Annotated in this window: 15 protein-coding genes and 1 pseudogene; 13 read left to right on the top strand and 3 right to left on the bottom strand. The window is 58.5% G+C overall.

Features of this window, described 5'->3' with window-relative positions; all coding sequences use genetic code 11:
• The first annotated feature begins 17 nt into the window (after window positions 1-17).
• The 11 genes and pseudogenes from ACWHYQ_RS07060 to ACWHYQ_RS07010 all read left to right on the top strand — a co-directional run bounded on the left by ACWHYQ_RS07060 (window position 18) and on the right by ACWHYQ_RS07010 (window position 11,224).
• Window positions 18-1,001 (top strand): NAD-dependent epimerase/dehydratase family protein, encoded by a 984-nt coding sequence (locus ACWHYQ_RS07060; protein ID WP_447975540.1) that lies wholly within the window; start codon window positions 18-20, stop codon window positions 999-1,001.
• Window positions 1,002-1,019: 18 nt separating this feature from the next.
• Complete coding sequence (locus tag ACWHYQ_RS07055) at window positions 1,020-2,663, top strand: NAD+ synthase (RefSeq protein ID WP_447974995.1); 1,644 nt, start codon at window positions 1,020-1,022, stop codon at window positions 2,661-2,663.
• A gap of 27 nt (window positions 2,664-2,690) precedes the next feature.
• Window positions 2,691-4,001, top strand: coding sequence for a UDP-glucose dehydrogenase family protein (locus ACWHYQ_RS07050; RefSeq protein ID WP_447974994.1), 1,311 nt, complete (start codon window positions 2,691-2,693; stop codon window positions 3,999-4,001).
• Entirely contained in the window at window positions 4,001-4,825 is an 825-nt protein-coding gene (locus ACWHYQ_RS07045; RefSeq protein WP_447974993.1) for a class I SAM-dependent methyltransferase, read from the top strand. The genes ACWHYQ_RS07050 and ACWHYQ_RS07045 overlap by 1 nt, the downstream gene beginning before the upstream one ends.
• Window positions 4,714-5,364, top strand: a pseudogene (locus tag ACWHYQ_RS07040) (FkbM family methyltransferase); the annotation flags it as partial. The gene ACWHYQ_RS07045 and the pseudogene ACWHYQ_RS07040, both read left to right, overlap by 112 nt.
• A gap of 28 nt (window positions 5,365-5,392) precedes the next feature.
• On the top strand, window positions 5,393-5,821 hold the full coding sequence (locus ACWHYQ_RS07035; protein WP_447974992.1) for an FkbM family methyltransferase: 429 nt from the start codon (window positions 5,393-5,395) through the stop codon (window positions 5,819-5,821).
• A gap of 9 nt (window positions 5,822-5,830) precedes the next feature.
• A complete protein-coding gene (locus ACWHYQ_RS07030) occupies window positions 5,831-7,069 on the top strand; it encodes a glycosyltransferase family 4 protein (RefSeq protein ID WP_447974991.1) in 1,239 nt (412 codons plus the stop codon).
• Window positions 7,066-8,544, top strand: coding sequence for a flippase (locus tag ACWHYQ_RS07025; RefSeq protein WP_447974990.1), 1,479 nt, complete (start codon window positions 7,066-7,068; stop codon window positions 8,542-8,544). Before ACWHYQ_RS07030 ends, ACWHYQ_RS07025 begins: the two co-directional genes overlap by 4 nt.
• A 34-nt stretch (window positions 8,545-8,578) precedes the next feature.
• Entirely contained in the window at window positions 8,579-9,523 is a 945-nt protein-coding gene (locus ACWHYQ_RS07020) for an NAD-dependent epimerase/dehydratase family protein (RefSeq protein ID WP_447974989.1), read from the top strand.
• Window positions 9,510-10,424: a glycosyltransferase family 2 protein gene (locus tag ACWHYQ_RS07015; RefSeq protein ID WP_447974988.1), complete on the top strand. Its 915-nt coding sequence runs from the start codon at window positions 9,510-9,512 to the stop codon at window positions 10,422-10,424. The genes ACWHYQ_RS07020 and ACWHYQ_RS07015 overlap by 14 nt, the downstream gene beginning before the upstream one ends.
• A gap of 212 nt (window positions 10,425-10,636) precedes the next feature.
• Complete coding sequence (locus tag ACWHYQ_RS07010; protein WP_447974987.1) at window positions 10,637-11,224, top strand: FkbM family methyltransferase; 588 nt, start codon at window positions 10,637-10,639, stop codon at window positions 11,222-11,224.
• 35 nt (window positions 11,225-11,259) lie between these two features.
• Here the strand turns inward: ACWHYQ_RS07010 and ACWHYQ_RS07005 are convergent, their stop codons facing one another.
• The gene (locus ACWHYQ_RS07005; RefSeq protein ID WP_447974462.1) at window positions 11,260-12,510 is read right to left on the bottom strand and encodes an IS256 family transposase; all 1,251 of its coding nucleotides are present in this window, start codon (window positions 12,508-12,510) and stop codon (window positions 11,260-11,262) included.
• 196 nt (window positions 12,511-12,706) lie between these two features.
• On the opposite strand from ACWHYQ_RS07005, the gene ACWHYQ_RS07000 reads away from it, so the two are divergent.
• Window positions 12,707-13,660 (top strand): class I SAM-dependent methyltransferase, encoded by a 954-nt coding sequence (locus ACWHYQ_RS07000; RefSeq protein ID WP_447974986.1) that lies wholly within the window; start codon window positions 12,707-12,709, stop codon window positions 13,658-13,660.
• Between the two features lie 203 nt (window positions 13,661-13,863).
• On the opposite strand, the gene ACWHYQ_RS06995 is transcribed toward ACWHYQ_RS07000, so the two are convergent.
• Window positions 13,864-14,565 (bottom strand): IS3 family transposase, encoded by a 702-nt coding sequence (locus tag ACWHYQ_RS06995; RefSeq protein WP_447974985.1) that lies wholly within the window; start codon window positions 14,563-14,565, stop codon window positions 13,864-13,866.
• A 200-nt stretch (window positions 14,566-14,765) separates the two neighbouring features.
• Complete coding sequence (locus ACWHYQ_RS06990; RefSeq protein WP_447974984.1) at window positions 14,766-15,830, bottom strand: IS110 family transposase; 1,065 nt, start codon at window positions 15,828-15,830, stop codon at window positions 14,766-14,768.
• Between the two features lie 157 nt (window positions 15,831-15,987).
• On the opposite strand from ACWHYQ_RS06990, the gene ACWHYQ_RS06985 reads away from it, so the two are divergent.
• The gene (locus ACWHYQ_RS06985; protein WP_447974983.1) at window positions 15,988-17,265 is read left to right on the top strand and encodes a hypothetical protein; all 1,278 of its coding nucleotides are present in this window, start codon (window positions 15,988-15,990) and stop codon (window positions 17,263-17,265) included.
• Window positions 17,266-17,274 lie beyond the last annotated feature (9 nt).

Genomic DNA, 17,274 nt, shown 5'->3' with positions numbered 1-17,274 from the left:
GAGACGAGGTGACGGAGATGAACAAAACACGAGTCCTTGTGACGGGCGCGGGCGGGTTCATTGGCCATCATCTAGTGAAATACCTCAAAAGGCAAGGGTACTGGGTCCGAGGTGTGGACATCAAAACCCCAGAATATGAGGACACCCCGGCCGACGAATTTGAGCTGCTCGACCTCCGTCGGTGGCCCAACTGCTTGCAGGCTACTCGAGGCATGGATCACGTCTACAATCTGGCAGCTAATATGGGCGGGATCGGATTCATCGAATCCCACAAGGCCGAAATCATGCATGACAATGTGCTGATCAACATTCACATGCTGGAGGCCGCGAGGTTGAACGGAGTCAAGCGGTATCTGTATACCTCCTCCGCCTGCATCTACCCAGGCTACAAGCAGAACACCCCCGACGTGACTCCCCTCAAGGAAGAGGACGCGTACCCCGCCGATCCTGAAGACGGCTATGGCTGGGAGAAGCTCTTTTCGGAGCGGCAATGCCGGCACTATTACGAGGACTACGGGCTCGAAACCCGCGTGGTCCGCTTCCACAACATCTTCGGCCCGCTCGGTACCTACGACGGGGGACGGGAAAAATCGCCGGCAGCAATCTGCCGAAAAGTCGCCCTGGCAAAGAAGGAAGACGAGATCGAGGTCTGGGGAGACGGCCAGCAGACTCGGTCCTATTGCTACATCGATGATTGTGTAGAAGGCATCTATCGGCTCATGCAATCCGACTATCGGCACCCGCTTAATCTCGGACAGGATCGGCTCATCAGCATTAACGAACTGGTGGATATTGTCGCCAATATTGCGGGAAAGAGAATCAGAAAGAAGTATGATCTCTCCAAACCCCAGGGGGTGCGCGGCCGGAACAGCGATAACACAAAACTGCGAGAAGTCCTGAAATGGGAACCACAGATTTCATTGGAAAAAGGGTTAGAGCTCACGTATTTCTGGATCCGGGAGCAACTTATCAAAACCGGAAGACTGCTGCCAACAGCCTGAGCTAAACGCCGGTCACTTGTGAAGCTCGCACTCCTTCAACTCAACCTCACCGTCGGTGACGTTGAAGGCAACGCGGACAAAATCGTTCGCGCGGCACAGGAGGCGGCGTCGCGGGGGGCATCTCTCTGTGTCACCTCCGAGTTGGCTCTCACCGGATATCCTCCACGCGACCTGCTGTACAGCGAGGGCCTCATCAACCGGTGTGAAACGGAACTTCGACGCATAGCCGAGGCCCTCTCGTCAACCTGTGCACTCCTCGTTGGAAGTCCGGAGAGGAATGAGTCCGGTCTCGGCAGGCCCCTGTTTAATTCGGCCGCGTTCCTCCAAGGGGGCAAAGTGCAAGGGCGATTCAGAAAGACATTGCTCCCGACCTACGACGTCTTCGACGAAGATCGGTACTTCGAACCGGGGTCGGGAGAACAGGTCCTTGCCATCAACGACCATCGCCTCGGGATCACCATCTGCGAGGACCTTTGGAATGACGGGGAGGAGGCCGGGGTCAGACGTTACCGCCTCAATCCCGTCGAACAGTTGGTCCGTCTGGGGTGTGACGCCTTAGTCAATCTCTCGGCCTCTCCATTTACCGTTGGGAAGCAAGCCACACGGGAGCGCCTGTTTGGCAATGTGTCGAAGAGGTACCGAATCCCGATCCTCTATGCGAACCAGGTCGGCGGGAACGATGACATCGTGTTCGATGGCCGAAGCCTCGTCATAAATCGATCAGGTGGCGTGGTTGCAAGGGGGAAAGCCTTCGAAGAAGACACGGTGTTCGTAGACCTCGAGCGTCTCCCCAGCCCAATCCAGGACCCCGTCCCACCGCCAGAAGCCGAAATCTGGGCAGCGCTAGTGTGCGGCACGCGGGATTATGCGTACAAGTGTGGCTTCACGAAAGCGATCCTCGGTCTTTCCGGTGGGATCGATTCGGCGCTGACCGCTGCAGTTGCGGCAGAGGTGTTCTCCTCGGAAAACGTGACCGGCGTCCTCATGCCCTCGCCCTATTCGAGCTGCAGCAGCATTGAGGACGCGCAGGTGCTTGCGAAAAATCTTGGGATTCGGACCATCACGATTCCCATTCACACCCTCATGGAGGCCTATGCGCAAGCCTTGGCTCCTGCGGTTCAAAACCATAGGGAAGGTACGACCGAAGAGAATATTCAATCCCGGATCCGCGGCAACCTCTTAATGGCCCTGTCGAATGAATGGAGAGCCTTGTTGCTCACAACCGGCAATAAGTCCGAGCTGGCGGTCGGCTATTGCACGATCTATGGCGACATGTCGGGCGGCCTGGCGGTCCTCGCAGATGTGCCTAAGACGATGGTCTATCGCATCGCGCGATGGTTAAACCGGATCAAAGGACCGATCATCCCGGAATCCAGCCTCACCAAGCCTCCTTCAGCCGAGCTCAGACCCGACCAGACGGACCAGGACAGCCTCCCACCCTACGAGATATTGGACGAGATATTGGCGCGGATGGTCGAGCAGCACCAGACTGGCGAGGCCATCGTCGCAGCAGGGTTCGACCCAGGCACTGTGAGACAGGTGGCCGACCTGGTCAGAAAGGCAGAATTCAAGCGCAAGCAGGCGGCACCAGGTATCAAAGTCACCGACCGAGCGTTCGGGACGGGGTGGCGGATGCCTATTGCTTGCAAGCATACGTTCTAATCCCTGCGAACAAGGAGGAGTGGCGGTATGAGAATTTCGGTCATCGGGTTGGGGAAATTGGGTGCCTGTGCTGCAGCCTGCTTCGCGTATCGGGGGGTCCAGACGATCGGCGTGGACATCAACCCCCGGGTCGTGGATGCCATCAATACAGGGCGGGCCCCGGTTCAGGAGCCGCGCCTGCAGGAGTTGATCACGGCGTCGCATGCCAGGCTGCGCGCGACCCAGGATTACGCCGAGGCCGTCCGCGCCTCAGACGTGAGCTTCCTCATCGTGCCGACCCCGAGCCAGGAAGACGGCCATTTTTCGGACGAACGGTTGCGCGAAGCCCTGAGGCATCTGGCCCGAGCCTTCGGTGAGCAACGAAAGCCCTATCATCTCTTCGTCGTTACCTCAACGGTCTCACCAGGCACCACCGAGGGCCAGCTCATACCTCTGATCGAGTCGGTGTCTGGTCGCCGGGTTAACCGGGATTTCGGCGTCTGCTACAACCCCGAATTCATCGCCCTAGGTAATGTCATCAACGACTCGCTCAATCCAGACCTGGTGTTGATCGGAGAAAGCGACCGACGTGCCGGTGATATCGTTGAAGAGATCTACCGCCGTACCTGTGAGAACAGGCCTTATATGGCGAGGATGTCCATCATTAGTGCCGAGATCACGAAAATCAGCTTGAATTCGTACGTGACGATGAAAATCAGCTTTGCCAACACGTTGGCAAGCCTCTGTGAACGGATCCCAGGGGCCGATGTGGATGCGATCACCGCCGCCCTGGGTGCCGACAAGCGCGTGTCTCCGCATTACCTGAAGGGCGGGCTCAGCTTCGGCGGGCCGTGCTTTCCTCGGGATAATCGGGCCTTCGCCGCCTTTGCTGAGAAATACGGCGGCCAGGCCATCCTCGCCAAGGCGACCGACACGGTGAATGACCTCCAGATGGATGGACTCGTGAGGCGGGTGCTGAAATTCCTCAAGGAAGGGGACACGGTCGGAGTGTTGGGGCTGGCCTATAAGCCCAACACGCCGGTGATCGAGGAATCGCCGGCGCTCCGGCTCATCCAAGAACTGCTGAAGAAGGACATCAAGGTGATCGTCTATGACCCCATGGCGATGGAGGAAGGGCGCGCGGTGCTGCGAGAGAGGGTCGCCTATGGCTCCACCGCCAGAGATTGTGTAGCCAAGGCCAACGTCTGCGTAATTGTGACGCCGTGGGAGGAGTTTAAAAAGGTCGATGAGGGGTGGATCGAACAGAACACGCTCACGGTCATTGACTGCTGGCGAGTGCTGGATCCGTCGAGATTCTCCGAAAGGGTCCGGTACGTGGCGATGGGGAGCTATTGCTGATGGCCACTATCGAGAAGGTCCGGGCGTTTTGGAACCGCAGGCCGTGCAACATTCGGCACTCGCCGAAGCCGGTCGGGACCAGAGAGTATTTCGACGAGGTCGAGGCCAGGAAATATTTCGTCGAGCCGCATATCCCCGGTTTCGCCCAGTTCGAGCGGTGGAAAGGCAAGAAGGTCCTCGAGATTGGATGCGGGATTGGAACGGACTCGATCAATTTTGCGCGCGCCGGCGCCAACCTCACGGTTGTAGAGCTTTCAGAGGAGAGCTTGGAGGTGTGCCGGCAGCGGTTCCGCGTGTATGGGCTGAAGGCACAATTCTACCAGGGAAACGCCGAAGAGCTGACCTCGTTCGTGCCACTAGCAGCCTATGATCTGATCTACTCCTTTGGGGTGATCCATCACACGCCTCACCCTGAACGGGTCATCCAGCAAATCAAGCACTACTGCCATCCACAAACGGAAATTCGTCTGATGCTTTATTCGAAATGGTCCTGGAAGGTTTTGTGGATCCTCATGACGTATGGGAAGGGCCAATTCTGGAAGGCGAGTGAGCTGGTCAGGACCTATTCGGAGGCCCAGACGGGCTGTCCGGTGACCTTTTATTACTCGTTCGAGGACGCGCGGCGCCTGCTGGCCGACTTCGAGATTCTCGAGATGAGAAAGGACCATATCTTTCCCTACGTGATCGACAAGTACGTCAACTACGAATATGAATGGGTCTGGTATTTCCGGTGGATGCCGCGGCCGCTGTTCCGGGCGTTCGAACGGGCGATGGGCTGGCATACCCTGGTCGTGGCGCGCGCAAAACACCAGAGTGTTGGGTGAGCTACAGGGTGAACAGTTGGTACCTGGCAATAGCCCCTGTCAGTGTGTGGGCAGAACACCAATCGTCCGTGGGCAGGTGCATCGTTCAATGTCTTCCCCGCGTAAAGGGAAATTGGATACTGGCACGGATCCTCCTCCGCCTTCTTCCCACCAAATACAGCAGGACCAAGCTGGTGGTCGCCGGTGACACGTGGCGCGCAGAGATGGAACTCGATCTGCGAGACCCGGCGCAGTTCTCAATGGTCAAGAAACCGGCGTTCGACTCGATGACAGCGGCGCTCATAGGCAAGTTGCTTAAGCCTGGGGATGCGTATGTTGATGTCGGAGCAAATTGGGGGTATTTCAGTTGTCTTGCGGCGAGAGCAGTGGGAGCCGCAGGAGTCGTGGTGGCGTGCGAACCCAACAGGACGGCGTACGAGCAGTTGCTCCGAACGATCGGGCGAAACGGCCTGAGGAACGTTGTCCCATTGCCTTACGCAGTATCCGACTCAGAGGGTGACAGGGTCACGCTGGTCCGGCCGTTTTACCGACAGACCACAAGTACCTACATGGGACGCCTTGGGGGGCGTGGCGACGCGGAGAAGCGGAGAAGCGGAGAAGCGGAGAAGCGGAGAAGCGGAGAAGCGGAGAAGCGGAGAAGCGGAGAAGACAGCACTCACGACGACGTTGGATTCGATGCTGGCCAGGATGGGGACGAGGAGAATCGGTCTGGTCAAGGTGGATACGGAAGGGGCAGAACTGCTCGTCATGCGGGGTGCCCAAGGAATGCTCAAGGAATGGAAGCCGCCCTGTGTGCTCGAAGTGTCTGCGTATTGCGCACGCTTCGGGTACAGGGTCAGAGATCTGTATGACACCATGCGAGCCATGGGGTATTCGCAAGCCTATAGCATTCTTGATGGAGACGAACGGCCACACCTGACCGGTCCCCTCACCGAGGATATCGAGGGGCAAATACTGTTCTGCCACGATTCGCGCCGTGCAGCCGGCGTCTCGTAAGAAGCGACCGTGCGGATCTTGGTGGTTCAGCCAACCTGCGACAAGATGGGACACTACGGCATTTTCACAATCAAGCTCTGCCAGGCCCTGGCCAAGATGGGACACGCAGTCGTACTCTGCACCAATAAAGCCTATCCTGAACGGTATCTCAGCGAGCCCCCGGCGTTCGGGATCGTGGAAGTGGGTGGAGGAACACTGGCCTTCGAGGCCTGTGATCAGGCCATCACGACATGTCCCCCGTATTACTGGTGGGGCTATTTCCGCAATAGCTACCGGATCAGCTCGGCGGCTCTTACTCGCTGCCGCTCGGCGCGGTATGACGTGGTGTACCTCACCGACGTCGAGTTCCTGACTGCCTCCCTCCTACTCAAACGTTACCGTGCGTACCTTCCACCAGTCGTCATGGAGGTCAGCGCGGCCAACTGGTCCTTTCGAGACTATCCGGGTTCATTTGCCAAGAAATGCTACAAAGTGTTGCAGCGCGAGGTGTTCAGAACAACGCTGGGGAAGGAGATCCGTGCGATCTCGACCCTGGGCGAATGGCACAAAGACAAGCTGAGGACACAGCTCAAGCTCCACGAAGGGTTCCCTATTTCCGTGATCCCGGATGGAGGCGGTGAGCCGCAGCAAGTCGTCGGCAAGAGGGAGGCACGGAAGAAGCTCAGTCTCGAATATGAGGGCCCGATCTTCCTGTTCTTCGGAATGTTGAGGAAGGACAAGGGCATCGAAACGCTCGTGGAGGCCGCCGGGCGACTGAGGGAGCAGGAGTTCAGGCTGGTGATCGCCGGGCATCCGATGGAATATGCCGAAACGGCGGTCACGGCAATGGTGGAGCAGACAGGACTCGATGGGAAAGTCATGCTCAGGCTCGGATACGTGAAAGACGAGGAGGTACCGCTCTATTTTTTTGCGAGCGATGCCGTGTTGTTCCCTTACTCGGGGTGCTATACGGGGGGCAGCGGGCCGTTGATGAAGGGTGCCTGTGTGTACGGGCGACCCGTGATCGCTAGTCAGGTGGCAGAACTCGGAAGGTTGGTGAAGGAGCATGAGCTTGGTTTAGTTTGTCCGCCCGATGATCCAGGCGCCCTAGCCGATCGGATGCGGCAGTTCCTCGAGATCCCGGAATCGGAAACAAAGGAAATGGGCGAACGGGCCTCGGCGCTGGCGAAGGCCAACTCCTGGGAAACGATGGCGGAGCGGTTCACCAGGCTGTTCGAAGAAGTTACGACAGGACGCAGGAGCCGATGACAGGCTGGGTCAGGCTGAAGGCCTTTCTGCTGGGCAATCACGGTTGGAAGCAGATTGTCGTCAAGAACACGGTCTGGACGAGTGTCGCGGAAAGCGTCGTCCGACTCCTGAAGCTAGCTCTGATCTTCCTGGTGGTCCGCTACTTCGGGCCGACGGAATACGGGAAGTTTGCCTTCGCCTTCTCGTTCGCCGCTATGTTCGGCATCGTCTTCGATTCCGGCCTCGTTCTGGCCGCAACCAGAGAGTTTTCAGTCGATCGAAAGAACGAGCAAATGCTGCCAGACATTCTCCTGATGCGTCTCGCGCTTGGGCTGGTCGGCATGGTCGGCATCACGATCGGCTCGCTCTGGATGACCAGCGACACGACCATCCGATCCATGATGGTCATCCTCGGGGCATCCCTCTTCCTCGGAGAGCTGCTGAATCTCGGCTACGCGCTCATCCGCGCGCGCCAGAAAATGGAGTACGAATGCCTCGTCAGAGTTGCACAAGCTGTGTTCCTCCTGGTCATGGTCGCTGCGCTCGTGTGGATACAGGGGACGGTAGTCCATCTGAGTTGGGCCTATCTGGGCGCGACGGTTTTGACCCTCGTCGCCGTCGCTATTCCGACTCGTCGTCGGCTTAGGGAACTGCGCTTCGAGATCCGCTGGGAGGTCTGGAAGCGGCTGCTCCGCGTGGGATTCCCTCTGGCACTCGCTGGGGGCATGGGCGCCGTGTACATGAACATTGACTCGGTCATGCTGGGCTACTGGGGGCACATCACGGAGACCGGCTGGTACAACGCCGCGAGCAAGCTCAACGGGATCGCACTGGTCCCGATGAGCCTGCTGATGCTAGTGACGTTCCCGGCCTTCACCGCGATGTCACACAACGTCGATGACGGGTTCCGTCGGCGGTGGGACACGTGGGCGACGGCGATGATCGGGCTCGGAGCAATGTTCGCCTGCGTGATCTTGGCGTCGGCGGACGGGATCGTAGAACTGGCCTTTGGCAAGGACTATCAGCCGGCTGCACTGGCCCTCCGAATTCTGATCTTGACGGCCGTGCTCATGTATCTCTACACGCCGGCCTACCAGGCGCTGATCATGTTCAACCGGCAGATGCGCCTGTTCTGGTGCCTGGCCCTGGGTGCGGTGGTCAACGTGCTCCTAAACATCGTGCTCATCCCGCGATTCAGCCTCTACGGAGCAGCATGGGCCACGGTGGTCACTCACCTGATCATCCTGGTGCAATTGTTCAGAGACGCAGCCAGGTACACTCCGATCCAGCCGGTCACGCAGGCCTTACTCGGATCGGTGGCGGTCGCGTTAGTCGCGGGGGTGGCAACCTACAGCATTCTGCGCACCCTAAGCCCCGGCGTATGGCTTGCGGTTCCACTGGGGATTATCATCTTTCTGGGGTGCTTCGCGGGCTCAGCGAAGGTCAAGCAGGCTCTCGGAGCTCGACGCCGCCCGTCGGTCGTTCAAGAGGCATAGGACTCGGAGAAGATCGTAGCAAGGGAGAGCCCAGATGAGCACGAATGCCAATGTCAGCCTAAGGGGAAAAAGGGTCTTAGTGACCGGAGGAGCCGGATTTATCGGTTCACATACCGTAGATGCCCTGGTGGAGCGGGGTGCCAGAGTCGTGATCGTGGACGATCTCTCGACCGGACGCGAGCAGAACCTCAATCCGCAGGCGACCTTCTACAAACTGAACCTGGCGGATGAAGAGATCGAGGGGGTGATGGAAAGGGAAAGGCCGGAGATCATCTATCACTTCGCCTTCTATGTCCTCGTTCCCAAATCGGTCGAGAATCCGCTCCGTGACCTTGATATTATCGCAGGGACGCTGCGCATGCTGCAGAAGGCGAAAGAGATCGGCGTACAGCGGATCGTCCTCGCTTCATCCGGCTTTCTCTACGGCAATACGCCGCACCTGCCGGCCACGGAAGAATGCCCGGTCGACCCTGTGTCGCCGTACGTCGTCTCGAAGCACGCGCTGGAACAGTATCTGCGGTTCTATTACAAGGCCTACCGGATCCCCTACACGATCCTCCGCTATGCCGCCATTTATGGCCCGCGACAGGTCACCGGCGCCATGGCGGACTACATCCGGAAACTTTCGAACGGGGACCAAGCAGAGATGTGGGGGGATGGCAACAAGACGAGGGACTACGTGTTCATCGAGGACGTGGTTCTGGCGAACCTGCTCGCGCTGACCGTCCCGCACGATCATCCTAACCCCGTGTTTAATATAGGAACAGGGGTCGAAACGACGCTGAACACCCTCTACCGGAAGATCGCCGACCTGTTGGGCGTCGAAGCCAAGCCCGTCTATCACCCGGACCGGCCGGGCGAGCAGGTCCGCTATTGCCTGGACAGTGCCAAGATCCGGAAAGAACTGGGCTGGGAGCCCCGCTATTCCCTCGACCAGGGGCTCAAGCTGATGGTGGACGCGAACCGTGCCAAAGTCTGACCGGCCGGTCGTTTCAGCGATCATTACCACGTTTAACCGCAAGCGGTTTCTGGGACCAGCCATCAGCAGCGTCCTAGCCCAGACTTTTCGTGATTTCGAGTTGCTCATTCTGGACAACTCCTCCACAGATGGGACCGAGGAACTCGTCAGCTCGTTCGCCGACTCCCGGATTCGGTACATTCGCCATCCGCCTCTCACGATCGGGCAGCAACGGAACCTCGGAGTGCGGGAAGCCCGGGGCGAGTACATCGGATTTCTCGATGACGACGATGAATGGCTGCCCGCCAAGCTGGAGCGGCAACTTGAAGTGTTTCGGACTGGTCCCTCTGACCTGGCGCTGGTGTATGGCGGTTTCGTCAGGATCGACAGCGAAGGCCGCGAGTTCGCGGTCCACCGTCCGGTCCTGAGAGGCCGCATTCTGCTCGACCTGCTGCGGCAACGCGATGCCTTCACGGGGTCCGCTTCGAACCCGTTGATGAGAGTGTCGGCGCTCCGCGCCCTTGGCGGCTATAACGACGAACTGTGCACCTCGGAAGACTGGGAGCTGTACCTGCGCCTGGCGGAACGGCACAGCATGGACTTTACAGAAGAGAACGTCGTGCGCATCAGGAGTCATCGGGGACCCCGTCTTGGGGATCGGGTCGGCGAAGCCTTGAAAGCAGAGGCCATCGTGTTTAACAGGTACCAATCCACCATGGACGCGCGGCTACGAAGTTTCTACCTCCAGAAGATGGGTGGAAAGCAGTGTCGATTGGGTTTCCTGCAAGAAGGTCGAAGGGCCATCATCCAGGCGATCCGTGAGAATCCCGTCAACGTGGTCGCCTACGCGCAATATGCCATGTCTTGGCTGGGGCCGAACATCTATCAGGCGATGCACCGGGCCTATAAGCGCTTTTTCTAGCTGCCCGGCATCGCCCTTGCTCGCTGGGCTGGCCAAAGGAGCGTCAGTCGTGTCTCTACTCCCACGAATCCTCGAGTTCTTGTATCGGTTCGATTCCGTGAGATCCTTGAAGGACCGTCTGCGACCCATCAAGCACGTGCTCTGCGGGGTCACGGACATCTATTACGTCATAGATCGGTTGCGCGAGGCACGGGGGGGGGAAACCTGTCGAGGTGATTCTCGACGTCGGCTCGGCCGACGGAGACAAGACCATCACATTCCTGAAGTCATTCCCGTCGGCCAGGGTCCTCTGCTTCGAGCCGCAGCGATCCAAGCATGCACGCTTTCACCGACGCGTCGCGCAGTGGAAGGACAGGGTCGAACTATTCGATGTCGGCCTTTGGAATGCCAACACGACACTGAGGATGTCGGTCTACTCGTATACGGATGCCAGCTCCATTCTCCCCATCCAACCGTACCTCGAGCGGCAAGGTAAGACCGTGGTTGGCATCGAAAGCATACAGGTTCAACGGCTGGATGATGTCCTGCGAAACCGGGGTATCGGCCATGTCGATTTCATGAAGATCGACGTCGAAGGCGTTGAGAAGGAAGTGCTCGAAGGCGCCAGGGAGACATTGCAGATCATCGATAACGTCTACGTCGAAATCTCGCCTCTTCGAAAGGGACCGCATTCGCGTGATTACATCGATGCGTTCAGCCTGCTGCACGAGGCTGGTTTCACCTTCATGGGCGTCTACGGAGACTGTTGGTTCAGCAAGGATCCTTGTGTGCTCAAAGCAGTGTTTGGGCCCTCCAGGTAGCCGGCGAGGTCTTGTCAAGAGGTGTGTAAATGGAATCAGGCGGCGACCTCCTGTTGGGTCACTCTGGTTGATGCCTTCACGCCATCGACAAACTGGACGCCCGCGTAGACCAGGGGCAGCAGCTCCGGGGCATTCAGGCGCCGGAAGTGGCCCTCCGCCACCTGGAGCACCTTCCAGATCAGCGCCGTGGCGGAGTCGATCCGCTTGTAGCGCTTGCCCGCCGTGGTCCGCAGCCGCACGGCGGCGAACGGGGACTCGATCATGTTCGTGGTCCGCAAGTGGCGCCAATGCTCACGAGGAAACCGATAGAACGTGACCAGGCGCTCCCAGTCAGCGTGTAAGCGCTCGACGGCCTTCGGGGCTAGCCCTCGATACCGGCGGCTGAACTGGTCCCGGAGGCGCTCGCACTCGGCCTGCGTCTCGGCATACGGCATCGCCTTCAGCAAGGCCTTCGCTTCAGCCTGGTGCGTCTTCGGCATGGCGTCCAGCACGTTGAGAATCTTATGGTTCCAGCACCGCTGCTCGGCGGCCGTCGGCTGCTGCTCGGCCAACGCCGCCCAGATCCCGAGGTGGCCATCGGCCACCGTGCAGCGCCAAGGCTTCAGCCCCCGCGCCCCCAGATCCCGCAGCACCGCCCCCCAGGACTCCTTGGATTCGCGTTGGCCGCTCTCCACCGCCAGGACGACCTTGCGGCCATCTGTGAGTGCCCCCACCAGCACGAGCAGCGCCGCCTTGCTGTCCTCGAGGCCGGCCTTCACGTATAGCCCGTCCGCCCAGACATACACGACTTCCAGGTCGTCGAGGCGCCGCCGTTTCCAGGCCTCGTACTCCTGCTGCCACTGGGCCTTCAGCCGTTGGAGGGAGGCCGCTGACAGCGGCGCCCCCTCACCCAGCAGGCCTCGCAGGGCCAGCTCGAAGTCCCCGTGCGCGAGGCCATGCAAGTACAAGCGGGGCAGGAGCTCGCCCACCTCCTTCGTCCGCCGCTGGAACAGCGGCAGGATCCGACTGACGAAGCGCTCGGCCAGCCCGCGCACCCGCGGCCGCCGCACCGTGATCGTCCCGCAGCTCAAGGCCAGCCGCCGGGGCTTGCCATACCCATTGCGGTACCCCTCTGGAGCATCGACGGCGGCCCGGCGCTCCGATTTCTTCCGCCCCAACCGCGCGGTGACTTCCTCCTCCAACAGCGCCTGCAACCACTGCTGGATGTGGCCCCGCGCCCATTCCTCCAGATGGTCCCACCACTCCTGGCTTGACGACGACGTGGCTCCTGTGTTCTGCTCCTGCATGGCGGTGCCTCCTTTCATGTCATGGCCGGACTCGCTCCGGCCGGGTTGCATGACCCGAAAGGTTGCCACCGCCTTGTTCCTATTTCCACACCTTTTGATCATACCTCTAGCCGGCCAGCCCAGGAGTGTAACGTACCATCGCAAATCCAAACCGTTGGTTGACCGGGTGACGCGCAATCACTAAGGAGGACGAATCATGGAGGTGAAGGTCAATTGTGTTGTCTGCGAACACGCGGGGCATTTGGGGCAAGACTTTTCGCGTCTTCGGCATCACATAAAATGGGATCTTTACGAGTGTCCCAACTGCTCATTTCAGTTCTGGTATCCCTTCGACCAGTCGCCAAGAGAGTATTTTGAGGATACCTACCTAGTTTTCTCGGATGCCTGTCCTAAGCCAAGTAAACTTGGTGCTCGCCACCAGACGTTAATAAAGCATATGCCTATAAAGGCGGGAACAGTATTGGATATTGGTTGTGGTGACGGCTCGTTCCTGGCGAAACTGAGGGATAGCGGCTTTGAGGTATGGGGTATTGATTTTAATAGAAGGGCTATAGCGAAGGCCAAGCGTCTGTGGAATCTCCAGAATCTGTTTCCCTTATCAATATACGACTTCGCAACTATGGCTAATAGGCAAAGGCGTTTCACAATGGTGACGTTCTTCGAAGTTCTCGAGCACATGGAAAATCCAGACCGGTTCATGTCTGTTGTAAGAGCCTTACTTGACGCAAATGGCTTCATAGCTTTGAGCGTACCAGATTCAAAGCTGTTTGGGCCATGGGAGTTTCAAGTTAATGTGGCACCTTATCATACTGCTTATTGGAACACTAAAACGCTCTCGGCATTCTTGTCGAAGCATCATTTCGATGTCCTGATGATTAAGAAGATCGAGGTTTCCCTTTCCCTCGAAGTGATAAATGCGCTTATGAAATTTGGGATCATCAAAAGTATTCCGTCTACGGCTTTAACCGCCGCCGGTCCTGTGAAAGCCAGGGTGGACCCGCATAAGGAGGTTTTGCGAAAGGCACTTAAACTGCTGTGTAGGCCCGTGGCATTCCCGATTTCTGCATTAATGTATGCAGTTGGTAGGGGGCGAACCATTTTCGCATTGGCTCAGCTGAAGTGTGGAGAGGAAGTCACTAGGGACGCCTAGACATGAACGCATCATACGTTGCGCCAACAAGGCGTGCTTGTGTTGGACTGCAGGAGGCTGCTATCCCAACGGCCTTGGCAAGCCTATGGCGAGTCCAATCGTTCCCGGCCAGGCACGGCCTTGCCCTGGCCGGCTATCGTCCTACGATCTGTAATGCCCCCCGTTTGTCAAGACAGTTTTGATGGTGCTGAGAGTGGGTCATCCTACGCAGCGGCTTGTGCCGCCTCCTGCACGCCGAGCATGGCTTCGAACTCCAGCGGGCTCCGATAGCCCAGAGCCGAATGCACGTAGCGCTCGTTGTACTCCACCGTGATCCAATGCCGGATCGCCTCGCGCGCCTGCTCCAGGCTCGTGAACTCCTGCAGCCAGAGCAACTCTTCTTTGATCGTCCACATCAGGCGTTCTGTCTCGGCATTGCCCTTGGGGTTGTCGTAGCTGGTGAAGACCTGCTCGATTCCCAACAGGCTCATGGCGGCCATGAAGCCAGTCACGGTGGGCTGGCTCCCGTTGTCGGAGACCAGCTTCAGCCCGGCTCCCCGGACCCCGTTCGGGAATTCGGCTTGGACCGCCTGGGCCAGCGCGGCCTCCCACTCCTGCCGGCGGCTGCGGAGAGCCAGGTCCCAGCCGACGATCTTCTTGGTGTACCAGTCCAGGACCACGACCAGGTACGCCCAACCCAGCGCCGGGATCAGGAACTTCGTCATGTCGATGCCCCAATACTGCCGGGGCCGAGTGGCCTGGGGCTTGGCCTTGGGCGTCCGCGTCGCCGCGTGGCGTGCCCGCTTGACCGTCAAGCCGGCCTCCCGCATCAGCCGGGAGCCCCGCTTCTTATTGACCGGGAGGCTCTCCCGATACCGCAGCCAGGCCCACACCCGCCGATAGCCCCAGAAGGGATGAGCCTCCAACACTCACTCTCCAAAGTGTCCACTCTCCAAGGGGAGCATCTCTGAAAGCGCCGTGTCAAGCCACGCTGATCCGTCACCATCCCCTCGGATCCGGTTTCGCCCGATTCATCTCTTCGCTGTCAAGGCAGCATGAGGTTGTTCTAGAAGCGTGTCGCAATCAGTATATCGAGCGTCGATGCGCTCAGCTCCCACTCTCGCGCTTACGCTTCCATTGGCGAAACCGTCGCCGTCACACCCGGCGCAGCCGGATCACGGTACGGGATCTGCTTCGTCAGCACCCAGTAGGTCGCTTCAGCGAGATGCCGGGCGACCGCACCGATCGCCTTGGCATGCCCCTTGTGGCGGACAAGCCGCTCATACAGCCGACTCACATGCCGGTGTGCGTGCCCCTTCCGCACCCGGCAGGTGGCATTGGCCGCCTCCACAAAGGCCCAGCGCAGGTACCGATTCACATCAGGTCGCAACGGCCCATAGCGCGTTTTCCCTCCACTGGCGTAGACCCGAGGGGTCGTGCCGGCATAGGCCGCCAGTTGCTGAGGGCCAGGAAAGCGGTGGATGTCCCCGACCTCAGACGCGATCACCACGGCCAGGAGAAAGCCGACGCCAGGAATGGTTTGGAGCAAGGTGATCGAGGGCTCTGGGTTGAAGACCTCGCGGAGCCGCTGCTCAAGCCGCTGAATCTGGTCATCGAGCGCATCGAGCGCGCCCAGCAGCCGTTCGGTCGTGTAGGCCGTCTGAGGCGGCAACGCCGCGAGGCGGGTGGCCAGCACGGCCCGCCCTTGCCGACCAAACAGATCGCTCACCGACGACACGGTCAGGGCATACTTGGCCAACGTCGCGTGGATGCGGGTCTTCAACCGGCTGCGCTGCTGCACCAGCACCATCCGCGTGCGGGCGAGATCGCGCTGGTCCCGGAGCGTGGCTCCCGGAATCCACACCACCGGCAAGGTACCCGTGCGTTGGAGGCGATTGAGCCCACGGGCATCCAGCTTGTCCGTCTTGTTGAGGCTCCCCATCATGACCTTGGCTTTCCGCGCATGCACGAGCCGAGGCACCAGCCCCGCCGCCTCGATCTCGTCGACGATCCAGTACCAGTTCCCGACCGTCTCCACGGCGACGGGAGAACCGGGAGTCCATGAGGCTAAGAACTGCTGAATCGCCCCGCGTTCATGAGCCAGGCGCACCTCGCGCTGCCATCGCCCCTCGCCATCTTCCACCAAGACCTGGGTGTCATGCTTATGGGAGTCAAACGCAATGTACTCCATAACGCCGCGTCTCCTTTCTCCAACGGAATCGCGATCCATTGGTGTCATCGGAATGTCTTACCACATTCGGACGCGGCGCTTTCATAATATCAGTATAGATCTTTGCTCTCCCTAAACGTCGGATGGATGTAGTGGGCGTAATAAAACATCCTCACTCATGCACAAAAGCCAGGACCTAAAGCGACTAAGTAAGCTCCTTTTCATCGGCGGCACCGTTTTTTTCCTTATCAGGATCGACATCGGAGTCGCCAAGCCGACCGAGTACGTGTTCAGCCTCGCTGTACTGGCAGGAACGCTGCACCTAGCATCATCGACAAGCTGGAAAAAACTCAGCGGCCACATTGTGTTGATGGCAGCAGCTGTAGTGTTTGCCGTACTTCTCGGGACAGCCTGGGGGAGTTTTGCATACGGGCTGGAATTCAATTCAGGTGGAATAAGGCTACTCCTAAAGCTTCTTCTCAACGTCTGGGTTTTCTTGGTTCTTCTAATCTGGTTAAGAGAGGATCGGAAGTTTTATCGCAGTATAGCCTTGGGCATGTCGATTCCATACGTGGTGTATATCGTGGCCTTGGCGCTTCCTGAGCGACTTCAGCTTCTGCTTCTTAATGAGCCCGATATAAGATTAGGAAGATTCCAGGGAGTCAGCTATGGAGTCGGCTCTATGGCATTTCCTCTCGCCGAAGCATTCGGTTTTGCATACGCACTCTGGTTGACTGATATTGCCAAGGCTTCTAAACGCCAATGGGTTCTTATGATCGTCGCAACGAGCATAGTTGGTTTAGAATTATGGACAGCAAGTCGTATTGGCCTGTTGGCCCTGATAGCATCTATGTTCGTTGGACCAATGCTTGTTGCGCGCTCCATGTCTGCGGGATATGCAGGGGCATTTAGAATAGGTGCACGAAGTCTTGCGCTCGCTGTCCTATTGGCCTTCGTCAGTTGGGAGGCAGGGTTGCTTAACTTCACGGAAATAGCCGTTATAAGGGTGAGTGGCGTGGTCCCAGGCGAGATGGAAATAGGCGAACTGATAAGGAATGGATTTGATAGACTGACGGACCCTGAGATTAATATCCGATTAGTTACATATAGTTACTATCAACATCTGGCATTGGCCAATCCTCTAGGGATGGGAGTGAACTATTTTGAGAGGTACGCGGTTAATGTAGGAGGTGAGCAGCTTCCCCCTGACTCATTTATGGATACCCTTATCCATGGAGGCTTCCTTCTGGCAGCTGTGATGTTCGTCTTTGTCCTGACCGCGATGAACCGTGTAAGCCGTCGTATAAAAGATAATTCCAGGGTCGGTGGTAATGCTGGGCCTTATCTTGTGGGTGCTGCTACGGCTCTGGTGGCAAATCTAGTCTTTACGGCTTTTGGAGGATTCCCGATCTATTCCTTAAGGTTTTGGATAATCTTGGCGATGTGTCTCGTGTAGAACGTGTCG

It is taken from the genome of Nitrospira sp. Kam-Ns4a (assembly GCF_965152595.1).
The sequence above is the reverse complement of the archived record's forward strand: the minus strand, read 5'-3'. Positions and strand labels throughout refer to the sequence as shown.

Excerpts from the sequence above, each read along its gene's own strand:
- ACWHYQ_RS07060 (WP_447975540.1), top strand. The coding sequence starts at position 18 with ATGAACAAAACACGAGTCCTTGTGACGGGCGCGGGCGGGTTCATTGGC.
- ACWHYQ_RS07050 (WP_447974994.1), top strand. The coding sequence starts at position 2,691 with ATGAGAATTTCGGTCATCGGGTTGGGGAAATTGGGTGCCTGTGCTGCA.
- ACWHYQ_RS07045 (WP_447974993.1), top strand. The coding sequence starts at position 4,001 with ATGGCCACTATCGAGAAGGTCCGGGCGTTTTGGAACCGCAGGCCGTGC.
- ACWHYQ_RS07025 (WP_447974990.1), top strand. The coding sequence starts at position 7,066 with ATGACAGGCTGGGTCAGGCTGAAGGCCTTTCTGCTGGGCAATCACGGT.
- ACWHYQ_RS07020 (WP_447974989.1), top strand. The coding sequence starts at position 8,579 with ATGAGCACGAATGCCAATGTCAGCCTAAGGGGAAAAAGGGTCTTAGTG.
- ACWHYQ_RS07005 (WP_447974462.1), bottom strand. The coding sequence starts at position 12,510 with ATGCAGGAGCAGAACACAGGAGCCACGTCGTCGTCAAGCCAGGAGTGG.
- ACWHYQ_RS07000 (WP_447974986.1), top strand. The coding sequence starts at position 12,707 with ATGGAGGTGAAGGTCAATTGTGTTGTCTGCGAACACGCGGGGCATTTG.
- ACWHYQ_RS06990 (WP_447974984.1), bottom strand. The coding sequence starts at position 15,830 with ATGGAGTACATTGCGTTTGACTCCCATAAGCATGACACCCAGGTCTTG.
- ACWHYQ_RS06985 (WP_447974983.1), top strand. The coding sequence starts at position 15,988 with ATGCACAAAAGCCAGGACCTAAAGCGACTAAGTAAGCTCCTTTTCATC.